This window comes from Terrimonas alba, assembly GCF_042434975.1.
Taxonomy (GTDB): Bacteria; Bacteroidota; Bacteroidia; order Chitinophagales; family Chitinophagaceae; genus Terrimonas_B; species Terrimonas_B alba.
In genome coordinates this window covers 86,447-101,946 of the sequence record NZ_JBHMQM010000002.1, presented here as the reverse complement: position 1 = coordinate 101,946, position 15,500 = coordinate 86,447, and the positions used below count along the sequence as shown (strand labels likewise).

At 41.4% G+C, this 15,500-nt stretch carries 9 protein-coding genes; 6 read left to right on the top strand and 3 right to left on the bottom strand.

Annotation, left to right across the window (positions count from 1 at the left end; all coding sequences use genetic code 11):
- The first annotated feature begins 75 nt into the window (after nt 1-75).
- The gene (locus ACFEL9_RS05165) at nt 76-885 is read left to right on the top strand and encodes an ABC transporter ATP-binding protein (protein ID WP_385886740.1); all 810 of its coding nucleotides are present in this window, start codon (nt 76-78) and stop codon (nt 883-885) included.
- Nucleotides 886-1,031: 146 nt separating this feature from the next.
- On the top strand, nt 1,032-1,907 hold the full coding sequence (sucD, locus tag ACFEL9_RS05160; protein WP_385886738.1) for a succinate--CoA ligase subunit alpha: 876 nt from the start codon (nt 1,032-1,034) through the stop codon (nt 1,905-1,907).
- A 69-nt stretch (nt 1,908-1,976) separates the two neighbouring features.
- Here the strand turns inward: sucD and ACFEL9_RS05155 are convergent, their stop codons facing one another.
- On the bottom strand, nt 1,977-2,765 hold the full coding sequence (locus ACFEL9_RS05155) for a proline and serine-rich protein 1 family protein (RefSeq protein WP_385886736.1): 789 nt from the start codon (nt 2,763-2,765) through the stop codon (nt 1,977-1,979).
- Nucleotides 2,766-3,034: 269 nt separating this feature from the next.
- On the opposite strand from ACFEL9_RS05155, the gene ACFEL9_RS05150 reads away from it, so the two are divergent.
- Together ACFEL9_RS05150 and ACFEL9_RS05145 are read left to right on the top strand one after the other, a co-directional pair.
- Nucleotides 3,035-9,226: an alpha-2-macroglobulin family protein gene (locus ACFEL9_RS05150; RefSeq protein WP_385886734.1), complete on the top strand. Its 6,192-nt coding sequence runs from the start codon at nt 3,035-3,037 to the stop codon at nt 9,224-9,226.
- Between the two features lie 113 nt (nt 9,227-9,339).
- A complete protein-coding gene (locus ACFEL9_RS05145; RefSeq protein ID WP_385886732.1) occupies nt 9,340-10,398 on the top strand; it encodes an NAD(P)/FAD-dependent oxidoreductase in 1,059 nt (352 codons plus the stop codon).
- A gap of 75 nt (nt 10,399-10,473) precedes the next feature.
- Here the strand turns inward: ACFEL9_RS05145 and ACFEL9_RS05140 are convergent, their stop codons facing one another.
- Nucleotides 10,474-11,256 carry a zinc-dependent peptidase gene (locus ACFEL9_RS05140; protein ID WP_385886730.1) on the bottom strand — a complete coding sequence of 261 codons (783 nt, stop codon included), beginning with the start codon at nt 11,254-11,256 and terminating at the stop codon, nt 10,474-10,476.
- A 361-nt stretch (nt 11,257-11,617) separates the two neighbouring features.
- Between ACFEL9_RS05140 and aspS the strand changes: the two genes are divergently transcribed.
- A complete protein-coding gene (aspS, locus tag ACFEL9_RS05135; RefSeq protein ID WP_385886728.1) occupies nt 11,618-13,447 on the top strand; it encodes an aspartate--tRNA ligase in 1,830 nt (609 codons plus the stop codon).
- Nucleotides 13,447-13,932, top strand: a complete 486-nt coding sequence (locus tag ACFEL9_RS05130; RefSeq protein WP_385886726.1) for a hypothetical protein — start codon at nt 13,447-13,449, stop codon at nt 13,930-13,932. The genes aspS and ACFEL9_RS05130 overlap by 1 nt, the downstream gene beginning before the upstream one ends.
- Here the strand turns inward: ACFEL9_RS05130 and ACFEL9_RS05125 are convergent.
- The gene (locus tag ACFEL9_RS05125) at nt 13,929-15,434 is read right to left on the bottom strand and encodes a S1C family serine protease (RefSeq protein WP_385886724.1); all 1,506 of its coding nucleotides are present in this window, start codon (nt 15,432-15,434) and stop codon (nt 13,929-13,931) included. The two genes, ACFEL9_RS05130 and ACFEL9_RS05125, sit on opposite strands and share 4 nt — an antisense overlap.
- Between the last annotated feature and the right edge of the window lie 66 nt (nt 15,435-15,500).

Here is a 15,500-nt window from a genome sequence, read left to right as displayed (position 1 = left end):
AAGACTGACAACTTATATAACCAATTTATCGTAAAAAATGCTCATAGTTCACAGCAAATAGCTCAAAGCTTTATTATGATCGAAGTAAAAAATATCAGAAAGAGTTTTAGTGATAAAGTAGTTATTAACGATGTAAGTGCTACCATGAAAGCCGGGCAGTGTAACCTCATCATCGGCTCAAGCGGTAGCGGGAAAACGGTTTTAATGAAATGCATGGTTGGACTGTTTGCGCCTGATAGCGGTGAGATACTCTACGGCGGAAAGGATTTCACCGCCATGAACAACGAAGAGAAAACAGAGGTAAGGAAAGAGATCGGCATGTTGTTCCAGGGCTCAGCTTTATTTGATAGTCAGACAGTGGAACAAAATGTAATGTTCCCGCTCGATATGTTTACCAGGGACAACTATAGAACAAAACTCAAAAGGGTCAACGAAGTATTGGCCAGGGTGAATTTGGTGGATGCCAATAAAAAATTCCCTTCCGAAGTAAGTGGCGGGATGAAAAAACGGGTGGCCCTGGCGAGAGCCATAGTATTGAATCCTAAATATCTTTTTTGTGATGAACCCAACTCGGGTCTCGATCCACAAACCTCATTGGTAATTGATCAGCTCATCAAAGAGATCACCCAGGAATACAATATCACTACCGTTGTCAATACCCACGACATGAACAGTGTAATGGAAATAGGAAATTATATTTTGTACATGTACCAGGGCAATAAAGAATGGGAAGGAACCAACAAAGAAATTATTTTCAGCAAAAACCAACGCCTCAATGAATTCATCTTTGCTTCAGAATTCCTGAAGGACGCCAAAGAGATGCGTATGCTCGAAGAAACCGGTAAAATGCCCAACAACCGGGATATGGATGACATGATAAAATAAGGCGCCGATGAAGTTTACTTAATAGGTTTAGTTTGCTCACTGTAAGGCATAAGGGCTAATAAAAAAACAGCTCAAAAATCTACACGTCACCAATCCGCAATCTGATCATTAACCCTTACTTTTGCCCCACTTTAATTTTTAGACTTATGAGCATCCTCGTCAATAAGAATTCGAAAATATTAGTGCAGGGTTTTACCGGTACGGAAGGCACTTTTCACGCTACGCAAATGATCGAATATGGAACTAACGTAGTTGGCGGTGTTACCCCCGGCAAAGGAGGAAATACACATCTTGACAAACCAGTATTCAACACCGTAGCAGATTGTGTCAAGGCTACAGGTGCTGATGTAAGTATCATTTTTGTTCCGCCCGCCTTTGCTGCAGATGCCATTATGGAAGCTGCTGAAGCAGGAATCAGGTTAGTAGTTTGTATCACCGAGGGTATTCCGGTACAAGACATGGTAAAAGTCAAAAACTATTTACAGGGTAAAGAGACCCGGCTCATCGGGCCGAACTGCCCCGGCATTATTACCGCTGGTGAATGTAAAGTAGGCATCATGCCTGGTTTTGTATTCAAACAAGGTCGTATCGGTATTGTTTCAAAATCCGGAACATTGACCTACGAAGCGGCAGACCAGGTGGCAAAAGCCGGCTTGGGTATTTCAACAGCGATCGGTATTGGAGGTGATCCTATCATTGGTACTCCTACCAAAGAAGCAGTTGAACTATTTATGAACGATCCTGAGACAGATGCCATAGTGATGATTGGTGAAATTGGTGGTGGCATGGAAGCAGAAGCGGCAAAATGGATTAAAGAAAATGGAAATAAAAAACCGGTTGTAGGATTTATTGCTGGTCAAACGGCACCTCCCGGTCGCCGCATGGGACACGCCGGTGCTATTGTAGGTGGCGCCGATGATACAGCTGCTGCTAAAATGAAAATCATGGCTGAATGCGGTATCCATGTAGTAAACAGCCCGGCTGATATTGGTAAAAAAATGGCTGAAGTGATGAAGAAGTAAAAAGTCAAAAATATCGAATAAAAATGGCCTCCGGTTGGGAGGCCATTTTTAATTGCGGTCTTTCATTCATTAATATCTGTCATAACCCCTGATAAATCTTTCCAGTTCGGCTTTGCTGCTATTGTAGCTGAATACGTCCATCAGCATATCATAATTTTGTTTATCCACTGTATTGGCGTAAGCTTCTTTGGCCAATTGCAATTTATTGTTTTCAAAATTGAACAGTAAAAGCATTTGCTCCACCTGTGCTGCTGTTAGGTTGTTTGTTTTCACTACCTGCGAAGCAGACTTCATTTTATTCGTTTCAAGCCATTCTTTTTTGATGGCGGCAATTACATTTCTAAATTCGCCATCGTTCATACCGCGGGCATAACCGTAGTTGTTGTCATAGTCCCCATAACCACCGCGATGGTTTCCATTCTCATAATCGTATACCTTATCATCACGATCGTATTTTTTGTAACCACGATCATTGTCCCAATCACGGTCCTGCCTGTCCCAGTCCCTCCGCAGTTTATTTTCCTGCATACTGATACGACCATTTCTTTCGATGGTCACAAAAAGATGGGTTCTTCTTTTGATATGAATGGCAGAGTTATACACCATTTCGTAACCACGGCCAGACATATTGAAGAAACCACCTCTTCTTTGCCTGAACACTTTTATACTGTGATAACCGTCATCAATGCCCCGTATCATCATTGAGTTATCGTTGGGATCAAACCTTTTGCCGTCCAGTACGACCTTGATATCCGCATTGTCCGCTGATTTGATAGTGAGTATGCTTTGTGGTCTTGCAGCAGCAAAAACAGCGATACTCAGGAATAAGGAAGTTAAGAGTGTAAAAAATGTTTTCATACTACTTGCTTTTTGTTGTTTATTCAAAATTGAATTCACTGTATAGAAGTGAAACAAAATCTATCGTTTAAAAAGACTTTGGGAAGAAAAAGTTAAAAGCTGTATCACTGAGCATAGCAAGATTATCGTACCACACTCCAAAAACTGGCCCGGCCTGGCTTTGAGCAAATCCGGATAAACCATTCAGTTACGTATGAAATTCGAAACATTTCTGCATCTTATCCCTTGCAAAGGATTCTTTAACTTGTCATTGATTTTAACTACCAGATATGAAACTTATAAAAAAGATTTGCTTTTTTTCAATCTTACTCAGTTTATTGACCATGAATGCCGAAAGCCAAAACAACATAAAAAAATACGACGTCGCCTGGAAGAAGGTGGAAGAGTTTTCCAAAAAAAATCTTCCCAAATCAGCGCTGGCGGAAGTAAAAAAAATATATGAGCTGGCCAAAAAAGATGCTTCGGCAGGCTCGCCCCAGGATGCTCAATTGATAAAATCCCTGGTGTATATGATCGGGCTGCAAGCTGAGAACCGGGAGGATAATGAAGTATTTTCGATTGCAGAAATTGAAAAAGAAATTGTCGTATCCAAAGAACCTGTTAGTGCGATTTTGAAAAGCCTCCTGGCTGAAATGTACTGGAACTATTATCAGCAAATCCGTTGGGATTTATATAACCGTACCGTGACAACCAACTTTAATAAAAAAGATATTGCCACCTGGAGTGCTGATGATTTTCATAAAAAGATTGGTGAATTATACCTGCAATCGCTAAAGCCTGAAAAACTACTGCAACAAACCAAATTGGAATCTTTTGATGCCATTATTATAAAAGGAAATGTTCGTCATCTTCGTCCTACCCTATTTGATTTGCTGGCTCACCGGGCATTAGGCTATTTTGAAGGCGACGAAAGAGATATTGCAAAACCAGCTTATGCTTTCGAAATTGATCAGGCAGCGGCTTTTGATCCCGCTACGGATTTTATTCACCGGAAATTTTCAACAAAGGATTCTCTCTCCTTACAGTACCATGCATTATTGATCTACCAAAGGTTAATCGCCTTTCACAGCAAAGACACAAAACATGACGCTTTGATTGATGCGGACATTAAACGTATTGAATTTGTAAGAAGCAAATCGGTGCATCCTGACAAAGAGCAACTTTATTTTAACGCCATCAATCACCTGGCCCATCAATATGAAAGTGCTCCAGCTGCATCCCAGGCCTGGTATTTATTAGCGGCCTGGTACAATCAACAGGCCGATGAGTACAAGCCACACGGGGATACAACACATCGTTATGCAAGAGTAAAAGCAAAAGAAATCTGCGAAAAAATATTACAACAAAAAGATTCTTCTGACGGAAAATTCAACTGTTATAACCTGTTTAACCAGATCAACAGCCAGTCCTTACAATTTAATATTGAAAAGGTGAATGTCCCTGGCCATCCCTTCAGAGCCTTTGTAGTGTACAGGAACTTCAACCAGCTTTTTTTACGCCTGATCAAAGCAGATGAAACATTGAAAAAACAATTGGAAGATCAATATGGTGATAAATATTGGACATCCATCCTGGCTGCTCAACCCATTCGAAACTGGCAGCAGCAACTTCCGGCCACCAATGACCTGCAGCAACACAGCGTTGAAATAAAGATTGATGCGTTGCCTTCCGGGGATTATATATTGGTGGCGGGCACGGCCAAAGAATTCAATAACAAAAAAACTTTACTCGGAGCCAGGTTATTTTATGTATCCAACATCAGCTATATCAACAATGGTAATGATTTTTTTGTGCTGAACCGTGACAATGGTCAGCCACTGGCCAATGCCGCAGTACAGGTTTGGGAACAGAAATATGATTATAAACAATCTAAATACACTAAAGAAAAAGCCAGGCTTTATAAAACAGATGAAAATGGTTTTTTCAAAAAAGAACAAACGAGCCAGGAAGCCGGTAAACGCTATAGCAATTATTCATACCTGCTCGACATTACGCATAATAATGACCGGCTATTTATGAATGACCTGGTGTATGACTATTACTATTATCGTGATAATATCCCTAAGGAACCCAAAACAAGCAGCACTGTTTTTCTTTTTACCGATCGCAGTCTTTATCGACCGGGGCAAACGGTATATTTTAAAGGCATTGTACTAAACAGATCGGTGGCAGAGAAAAAGGCATGGGTCAATGATCAATATCAAACGACAATCTTTTTGCGTGATGCGAACTACCAGGATATCGATACAATCATTGTCAAAACCAATGAATACGGTTCGTTCTCGGGCAAATTTCAATTGCCCCAAACCGGCCTGAATGGTGATTTCAGTATTTACACCAAAAAAGATAATGGCAATGCCGGCTTTAAAGTGGAAGAGTACAAACGTCCCAAATTTTATGTGGATTATGAACCGTTGAAAGGCGCTTATGAAGTAAATGATACAATAAAAGTGACGGGTGTTGCAAAAGCCTATGCAGGAAACAATATAGATGGGGCCATGGTCAAATACCGGGTAGTTCGCCAGCCACGATTTATTTATCCGTGGCTATTTTGGCGTGGTTGGTTTCCGCCTACTGCACCGATGGAAATTGCACATGGTGAGGCTACAACAGATAAAGACGGCAAATTTATTGTCGAATTTACTGCCGTACCTGATTTGAAAATTGAAAAGAAACTGGAGCCTGTATTTGACTACACGGTATATGCAGATATTACCGACATCAACGGAGAGACAAGAAGCGGTGAACAAAAGATTTCTGTTGGTTATAAATCACTACTATTAAAAACAAATATCCCCCCAACAATTTCTCTTGACAGCTTAAAAACATTATCCATTCGTACGGAGAATATGAATGGACTGTTTGAACCTGCGAATATAAAAGTGACGATTGCCAAATTAAAAACGGAAACCCGTTTGATCCGTAGCCGTTATTGGGAAAGACCTGATCAGTTTGTAATGACCAAAGAAGAATATATTAAGAGCTTCCCTTATGATGAGTATGATAACGAAAACGACCCCAGAACCTGGGAGAAGGGAGAGATGGTTTTTGAAAAGAGTGATTCAGTGAAGGTGAGTGGTGAGTGGCGAGTGGCGAGTGGGAAGTTCGCAACAGGTTTTTATGTGATTGAAATTTCTACAAAAGATAAGAATGGAGAAGAGGTAAAAGATGTAAAATATGTTGAGCTATATGATGAAAAAAGCAAACAATTAGGCGCACCCCAATATTTGTGGTCAAAGGGCGCTAAACCTATTGAACCCGGAGAAAAAACAACGGTCAAGCTGGGAACATCGGCCGATAATTTATTTGTAGTGCAACAATTGGATAAAGAAACCGGCAACCAGCAACCGGGAACCGGCAACTATTCGTTCCAGAAATTAAATAATGAAAAACGTTCTTTCGATTTCACAGCATCCGAAGATGACCGTGGTGGATATGGCGTGAGTTGGCTATTTGTAAAACATAACAGGGCCTATCAATACAACCAAACCATCATGATTCCCTGGACTAATAAAGACTTAAGTATCGAGTATGCTACTTATCGGGACAAAACATTGCCGGGCAGCGAAGAAAAATGGAAATTAAAAATCACTGGCTATAAAAATGAGAAGCTTGCTGCTGAAATGCTGGCCAGTATGTACGACGCATCACTCGACCAGTTTTATCCGCATCAATGGAATGAACCTTCTATCTGGCCAACATATAGTTCCCGCAGATTCTGGAATAGCAGAGACAATTTTGTGAAGGTTGAATCGAATGTTAAGCCGGGAGTTTATCCTGAGTCAAAATATTTCTATAAACAATATGATCAGTTTTTATCTCCTTTCTTTGGTGAGGTTGTGGTAGTCGGCTATGGAAAACAAAGGAGGGCCCTCGCAGGCAGGGCACCGGGAATTGAAATGGCTGATATGAATGTTGCAGCTGCTCCTAAAGTTGAAGAAGAGGGATTAGTCGCAAGCAAAAATGGAATTGATGATGGGGCTGAACTCACTCTTGATTCCACCATAGTTACACAATCGATAAAGCGGTCTACTGATAATTCCGGCATTCAAATCCGCAAAAACTTCAATGAAACAGCTTTCTTCTTTCCCGATTTAAAAACAGACGAGACCGGTGGTATTGAATTTTCTTTCACGCTGCCGGAAGCATTGACCAAATGGAAATTCCAGGCGTTGGCGCATACAAAAGAAGGCGCATTAGGCTATAGCAGCAGAGAAATCATCACCCAAAAGCAATTGATGGTGCAACCGAATGCACCAAGATTTTTACGGGAAGGCGATAAAATGGAATTCAGCGTCAAGATTGTCAACCTCGCTGATAAAGAACTGACAGGACAGGCAGAACTACAATTAATTGACGCTACCACTAATCAACCGATCAATGGCTGGTTCAGCAATATGGCGCCAGTACAGTTTTTTACGGTCGCCGCCAGTCAAAGTGAAGCCGTGCAATTTCCGATAGTCGTTCCCTATCAATTCAACAAAGCATTAGTGTGGCGGATCGTTGCAAAAGCCTCTCCGCCGGATGGCGGAGGAGGTTTGGAGGGGGCCGCGTTTAGCGACGGTGAAGAAAATGCCATGGCTGTTCTAACGAATCGGATGTTGGTTACGGAAACACTGCCATTGCCGATGAGAGGCACAAGCACAAAAAATTTTTCCTTTGAAAAATTATTAAACGCTGCAAATTCGGAAACTCTTCAGCACTATTCGCTCACCGCAGAATACACTTCTAACCCGGCATGGTATGCCGTACAGGCATTACCTTACCTGATGGAGTATCCTTATGATTGTGCAGAGCAAACCTGGAACCGTTATTATGCTAATTCACTGGCAACATTTATCGCCAATTCGTCACCACGCATCAGGCAAATTTTCGAGCAATGGAAAACAAAAGATACTGCTGCACTGCTTTCCAACCTGCAAAAGAATGAAGAACTGAAGGCCATCCTGCTGGAAGAAACTCCCTGGGTATTGCAGGCAAAAAGCGAAACAGAACAAAAAAAGAACATTGCTTTATTGTTTGACATGATCCGCATGAGCCAGGAAATCAATAGCTCTTACGACAAGCTGAAGCAAATGCAAAGCAGCAATGGTGGATTCGTATGGTTCAAAGGTGGACCGGATGATCGTTACATGACACAATATATTATAACAGGCATCGGTCATCTGAAAAAATTAAATGGTTATGCTGAAGGACAAAAACCAAAGCTGGATGAAATTTTAGTGCTGGCAATCCCTTACCTCGATAAAAAAATAAAAGAAGATTATGACAACCTGGTCAAATACAAAACAGACCTCACAAAATACACACCCGATTACAGTATTATACAATACCTGTATATGCGAAGCTTTTTCCCTGAATATAAAATAGCGAACGCTTCACAAAAGGCCTATGACTATTTCAGGACCAGAACCCAGTTAACCTGGTCAAAACAAAACAAATACATGCAGGGCATGACCGTACTTGCTTTAGGCAGAACAGGTGACGCAAAAACGCCGGCAGAAATATTGAAGTCGTTAAAAGAAACTGCGATTATCAATGAAGAACTGGGCATGTATTGGAAAGATGCGAGACGCGGCTGGTTCTGGCATGAAGCGCCAATCGAAGGACAGGCATTACTGATAGAAGCGTTCCAGGAAATTGGTAAGGATATGAAAACAGTAAGCGATCTAAAAACATGGTTATTGAAAAACAAGCAGACCAATCGCTGGGAGTCAACCAAAGCAACAGCTGAAGCCTGCTATGCTTTGCTGCTGCAGGGCACCCAATGGTTAACAAATGAGCCATCGGTTCAAATTAAACTCGGCGACCTCCTACTAATCCCGAATAATCGGGAAGGAACTGAACCTGCAGAAGCAGGCACGGGTTATTTCAAAAAAACAATAGATGGTAAAGACATAAAACCAACCATGGGAAACATTTCCGTAACAGTAGGTTCTTCCCAAGTCTCACCCGTGGGGGGAGATTTAGAGGGGGCCACATTCGGTGCTGTTTACTGGCAATATTTTGAAGACCTGGATAAGATCACGACTGCCTCAACTCCACTTCAACTGGTGAAGAAATTGTTTGCAGAAAAGAACACTGATCGTGGTCCTGTGTTGACGCCAGTAAATGATGGCGACATTTTAAAAGTAGGTGATAAGATAAAAGTGCGGATAGAACTGCGGGTTGACAGGGAAATGGAATATGTTCATATGAAAGACATGCGGGCATCTGCTATGGAACCGGTAAATGTATTGAGCAGCTATAAATGGCAGGGCGGTTTAGGTTATTATGAAACTACCAAAGACGCCAGCACCAATTTCTTTTTCAGTAACCTGAGCAAAGGAACTTATGTTTTCGAATATCCTTTGTTTATCACACATGCAGGTAATTTCAGTAACGGCATTACTACTATTCAATGCATGTATGCCCCGGAATTTAGTTCGCATAGTGAAGGTATCCGAATCAATGTAGAGTAAGTAACCGCACGGCACGGAATGCTCAATGTGCAATATTCAATGTTCAATTATCAATTATAAGCCGGTTGAACATTGAATATTGAGCGTTGGCTATTGAGGATTTATATTTGCCTATGCAAACAGAGTATCTGATCATTGGACAGGGCATCAGTGGAACTTTTCTTTCCTATTATTTGCAAAAAGAAAATAAAAGTTTTTTAGTCATTGATAACAACTATGAAAATGCCCCCTCAAAAATCGCAGCTGGCATCATCAATCCGGTTACCGGAAGAAGATTAGTAACGGTGTGGATGGTGGATGAAGTGTTACCCCATGCATGGAAAGCCTACCAGGAGTTGGGTCATGACCTGGAAATAACCGCCATTTCTCAAAAAACAATCATTGATTTTTTTCCCAACCCTTTCATGCGGGAAAGTTTTTTACAAAAGATTGAAAGTGGCGATAAATATGTACACGCCTACCCGGAACAAAATCATTTCAATAACTGGTTTAACTATGAATTTGGCTGTGGTGAAATACGACCTGCCTATACGGCGCACCTCGAAACATTATTACCTGCCTGGCGAAAAACACTGGTTGCAGGCAACAATTTACTGGAAGAAATTTTTGAGCTGGAACATTTAAAGGTTGAAGCCGATAAAATTGAGTATAAAGATATTGTCGCCGATAAAATTATATTCTGCGATGGCACATCCAGTTTTGAAAATCCTTTTTTCAAACAACTCCCGTTTGCACCCAATAAAGGAGAAGCATTGGTAGTTTCGATTCCGGGTTTACCCGACACGCATATTTATAAGAAATCAATGATGATTGTTCCGCTGGCGGAGAAAGATCTGTTTTGGGTTGGCGCCAGCTATGTTTGGGATTTCGAAAATGCCGGGCCATCAATGGCCTTTAAGCAAAGTACAGAGCAAGTTTTAACGCAATGGTTAAAAATTCCTTTTACAATTGTTGAACATCGATCGGGGTTGCGGCCTGCAACATTGGAACGACGGCCCTTTGTGGGACTCCATCCCTTACATCCATCGGTCGGGATATTGAATGGCATGGGTACAAAAGGATGTTCCTTAGCGCCTTTTTTTGCAAGACAGTTGGTTGACCATCTTTTATATGAAGAGCCGATTGCGAAAGATGCTGATGTTTCCCGCTTTAGAAAAATTCTTTCGAAGTAGCTACAGCTGTTGCTAATCGTCTTTTTTTATAGTTCCTGATAAAAAGACGGAGACGGTAGAGCAGAAATAAAGTAATCATGGTTCGATTATGAGCAATTTAGTTTTCGTTACAGGGTCCTGGTTGAGTACATGGCTTAATGCTTCGTAGAGATCAGGCATATTCCTTCGCAAGCCTTCCGGGTTTTCAAAAAATGCTTCGACACTCACTGCCCAGAACTCATGCATATTACTGAAGGCATAGCTCCTTAAATAACTGCGACGCCTTGCGATAACGTCTGCCAGTATGGGGCCGGTCTTGGTGGAAAACCGTTCATAGTTCAATCGAAAATTCGGATCCATACCATACTGAGCAAAAAAGTTATTATAGAGTAAAGCATGAGCCATCTCGTGCACAGCTACATTGATGTTGTCGTTTTTATAAGAATACCCGTACAAAAAATGTTTCCATGACAAATAGATTCCATCAGGAGCAACATGACCGATATACAGCTCATCATCATTATCCATGCGATAAGCATCGGCCAGGATATAAATGTCTTTGAAGTAAGATAGCTGGTAGTTTTTTAAACCGAATGTTACCTGCACAGCCGATGAACTTACCAGGATAGCTGTGGCTTCGTTTTTTTCCATCCCGATGAAATGAAATCGTTTCTGATTACGAAACTGGTGTGCTCTTTTTACAAATTTCCATTTAGAATAAATCGGGAGATCATTGAAATAAGAAAACACACTTCCGATCACATAAGAATAATCATTGAAAATGGCGGCATCAATACTTTCTTCTTCAGGTAGTGGGGTTATGGCCGAACGGGAAGTTCGGGAAAACAGGCCACTCAGTCTTTGAAGAATTGATTGCATAGTGCACGGTTCGGTGTTTAAATATAGACAACGAATGAACAACTTGCAAACATATACTGGTTATTTTCCGCTAGTAAATCTACGTATAATTCATCAATGAACTAGCAGCCAACAGGGTGAAAAGCTATTCGGCAGTTCAATATATTTAATCCTGCTTCAGCAACAATTGGACGTCATAACACATTACGCCTCCCGGAAGATTTATTACAACACTGCTTTAGAATCCTGGCCAATTTATAGTTGAATTGGCCAATACTGTCTCGCTTACTATCTTTGCCGCCCATAAAGAAGCGTAAACCGTTGGCTGTAAAGCCTTCCAGCTGATTTGTTGGACTCTTTAACGCATAATTTTAGAATTTCCATGTATAGAACTCATACCTGTGGCCAATTAAGAATAACAGACGTTTCAAAAGAAGTAACCCTGGCCGGCTGGGTACAGACTGTCCGGAAATTTGGCGCCATTACTTTCGTAGACCTTCGTGACCGATATGGCATCACCCAATTATTATTTGGTGAAGAACTGAATAAACAGCTTGATGAAAATCCGTTGGGCCGGGAGTTTGTATTGCAAGCCACAGGAAAAGTAAGCGAAAGAAGCAACAAGAACAGTAACATACCCACAGGCGAGATTGAAATAAATATCTCGTCTTTCTCCATTCTCAATAAATCGGCCGTTCCTCCTTTTACTATTGAAGACAAAACTGACGGTGGCGACGACCTTCGCATGAAGTATCGCTATCTCGATCTGAGAAGAAATGCTGTGAAGAAAAACCTGGAACTGCGATATGCAGTAAACCGGGCTGCACGAAATTATTTGCATTCGAATGGCTTTATGGATATTGAAACGCCATTCCTGATCAAATCCACGCCAGAGGGAGCCAGGGATTTTGTGGTGCCCTCCAGGATGAACCCCGGTCAATTTTATGCATTGCCCCAATCGCCGCAAACTTTCAAACAGTTGCTGATGGTAAGCGGATATGATCGTTATTACCAGGTGGTAAAATGCTTCCGCGACGAAGATCTTAGAGCCGATCGTCAACCCGAGTTTACCCAGATCGACTGTGAAATGGCTTTCGTGGAGCAAGAAGATATTTTAGAAATGTTTGAAGGTTTGATCAAATCTATTTTCAAAGAAGTTAAAGGGATAGATTATAATGAAACCGTTCAGCGGATGACCTGGGAAGATGCTATGTGGCAATACGGTAATGACAAGCCCGACATCCGGTTTGGAATGCAACTGTTGAACCTGAAAAAACCTTCTTCTGTTTATTCAACAAAAAAAGACAACCGTGATTTAATTGATGGTGCCGGCTTCAGAGTATTTGATGAGGTGGAAACCGTGTTGGCTATTGCCGTTCCCGGTTGCAGCGAATACAGCCGGAAGCAAACAGATGAGTTGACCGAATGGGTAAAACGTCCGCAGATCGGTATGAAAGGTCTTGCTTTTATAAAATGCAATCCAGACGGCAGTTATAAAAGCAGTATCGATAAGTTTTATACTGAAGAAAAATTAAAAGCTATTGCTGACGCAACACAGGCAAAAGCCGGTGACCTTGTTTTGATATTGGCCGGAGCCGAGGAAAGAACAAGAAAAGCCGTTAGCGAGTTGCGGCTTGAAATGGGCAAACGCCTGGGTTTTAGAAAAGATGATGAATTCAAATTGTTGTGGGTACTGGATTTCCCGCTGTTTGAATATGACGAAGAAGGCAATCGATGGGTAGCCCGTCACCATCCGTTTACTTCGCCGAAGCCGCAGCAGATAGAAACGATGATCAACAACAACCCGGTTATCGAAATTGCAGCAGAATACCTGAATCATCCTTATGCCAATATCAAAGCCAATGCTTATGACATGGTATTAAACGGAAATGAGATTGGCGGTGGCTCCATCCGTATTTTCCAAAGAGAGTTACAGGAAAAAATGTTTGCGGCATTGGGAATGGATAAAGCCGAACAGCAACATAAATTTGGCTTCCTGCTGGGTGCGTTTGAATACGGCGCACCACCACATGGCGGTATTGCTTTTGGTTTTGACCGCCTGTGCGCAATACTCGGAGGCAGCGAGAGCATCCGTGATTTTATAGCTTTCCCTAAAAACAATAGCGGAAGAGATGTGATGTTGGATGCACCTGCCACCATTGATGACAAACAGTTTGATGAACTACAGATAAAATTGGATCTGAAATCCTGATGCCACTCCGCTGGAAACTGTTTAGACTGCTCTGTATCCTGCAGATGATAGCTGCCGGGTTCAAGGCCATGGAGGCATTGCTAACTTTCCTTCAGCATATTTCGTTTGGAAGCATTGTGGGTGTGTTGCTATTTAGTTCAATATTTATGTTGACAATACTGGCAATAAACCTGGTTAATAACAATTATCCCGATAATCCGGTCGAGGGCAGGCAGAAAAAAGTATTCAACAGGCTTTTTCTGTTGAATTTTGTTTTCCTGACTTTTTTGTTTGGGTTTATCATTATCGAAGTCAGGGAGATCAAACAACTTGCCATGGTATCGGGCAAGAACTTTTTTGACTTTTCGTTCAGCATATTTGTCTTGCTGATACTTTACATTGTCATGCTTATCCTGCAACTGGTGATTCTTTTTGGCTTATATAAACTGCGTCTTGAGTTGTATGAAAATTTTATGAACCGGAAATTTGAATTTGAAAAAAATTAATTTAAAATAGTTTTGTTACGATTGGCTTTCCATTTCCAACGGGAATAAATCAACAATCCTCCAATAATAAATCCGAGAGCAACAAGCCGAAAAACTGACCTTCGTTGTATAGTATCCCGGTCCTCCCCTGTGCTCATCTTTTTGGAAGACATTTCAATGTAATAACTGAGTTGCGGATACTCTTCATTGATCTTTCTCACACCTGAAAAGCGTTTTAATGCCTTAGTATAATACCCTGAATAAAAAAAACTCAATGCCCTGTTAAATGCCAGTGCAGCCTGGCTCATTTTAGTATCAACCTTTGCCGAATCGAGAAAGCTCCTGATAATAGAAACCGGGATGGCGAAATTAAACCCTGAGGCAAGACTTCCTGTTTTCTGCTCAAGGCTGCCGAAGGTAGCAAGACCTATCACTTCTCCCCTGTTATTGCAAACAGGGCTGCCACTGCTGCCATGAGTAATAACGGCATCCATTTGAATAACCGGCCATCCACCTACTGATCTTTTCACAGCGCTTACGATACCCGAGGTCAGGGTAGGCTCAATATTCGTTTCTCTTGCCAGGAACGTATTCGACGTCACTGGCTCAGGATATCCGTATACTAATACCTGTTCGCCAATTCTTGTGCTTGTTTCTCTGCTGAGGGGTAAGGTTGGAAGTTGGAATACGCTGTCAATCTTTAACAAGGCTACATCTTTCCCCGGCATGGGTGTTCCTTTGATAATAACCCGGGCAGGCAATCGCTTTGTCTTTAATTTATCATCGCCGTCATCCGTTCTAAACTGCACATAGATTTCCCGCTGCAGATCAAACAGGATCATAGATGACACCTGGGAATAAATGGCGCTGTAGGCATTATTTAAAAGGTTTCTTTGTTCGTCATTTAATACCATTGCCCATGATTCCTGCAAAGCTTTAATATTAGCTTCCGTCACTTCCTGGAAGGTCGACAAAGTAAACTTACGCCTGATAAAGGAACTGTCTCTGTCGATGATATGGGCATTTGTAATGAGATAGCCATCCCCGGTTATAAAAAAACCTGTTCCGGAAGATAGGATGCGATGCCGCTGGCGAAAATATTGCGGCGTAGCGGAAAAGAACCGAAATGGCCTATTGTATAAAGCTTTTACAACAATATCCAACTTTTCTTCTGCTGAAAACATGGTGCCGGTCGTGTCAAGTCGTTGCACAGAATCCACAAGCTGGTTAAACCTGCGTTGATTCATTTCTACTTTATTAACATACACGTTTGCCGAAAAAACCGTTTGCACCATTGCCACGGCCGGAGAATTTGCCGCATAACTTTGCTCAGTCGAAATAACCTGTGCATGACCGGCATTATGACTTAAAAGTCCAATAAACAAAAAAAAGGCTGTATAATTTCTTCTTACCATTAGCTTTCCAAACATTCGTTCAAAGTAATAAAACAATCCGATTGCCGGCATTAAACAAAAAAATAAATAATCTATCTTAAACGACCTAAATCTCCCGATATTCTTCATACCCACTCTGTTTTTTAAACTCAATGTTTTAAAGAGTGCAAATATTTGAGGAATTCATTATATTCG

Coding starts and splice junctions, on each gene's coding strand:
- ACFEL9_RS05165 (WP_385886740.1), top strand. CDS start 76: ATGATCGAAGTAAAAAATATCAGAAAGAGTTTTAGTGATAAAGTAGTT.
- sucD (WP_385886738.1), top strand. CDS start 1,032: ATGAGCATCCTCGTCAATAAGAATTCGAAAATATTAGTGCAGGGTTTT.
- ACFEL9_RS05155 (WP_385886736.1), bottom strand. CDS start 2,765: ATGAAAACATTTTTTACACTCTTAACTTCCTTATTCCTGAGTATCGCT.
- ACFEL9_RS05150 (WP_385886734.1), top strand. CDS start 3,035: ATGAAACTTATAAAAAAGATTTGCTTTTTTTCAATCTTACTCAGTTTA.
- ACFEL9_RS05145 (WP_385886732.1), top strand. CDS start 9,340: ATGCAAACAGAGTATCTGATCATTGGACAGGGCATCAGTGGAACTTTT.
- ACFEL9_RS05140 (WP_385886730.1), bottom strand. CDS start 11,256: ATGCAATCAATTCTTCAAAGACTGAGTGGCCTGTTTTCCCGAACTTCC.
- aspS (WP_385886728.1), top strand. CDS start 11,618: ATGTATAGAACTCATACCTGTGGCCAATTAAGAATAACAGACGTTTCA.
- ACFEL9_RS05130 (WP_385886726.1), top strand. CDS start 13,447: ATGCCACTCCGCTGGAAACTGTTTAGACTGCTCTGTATCCTGCAGATG.
- ACFEL9_RS05125 (WP_385886724.1), bottom strand. CDS start 15,434: ATGAAGAATATCGGGAGATTTAGGTCGTTTAAGATAGATTATTTATTT.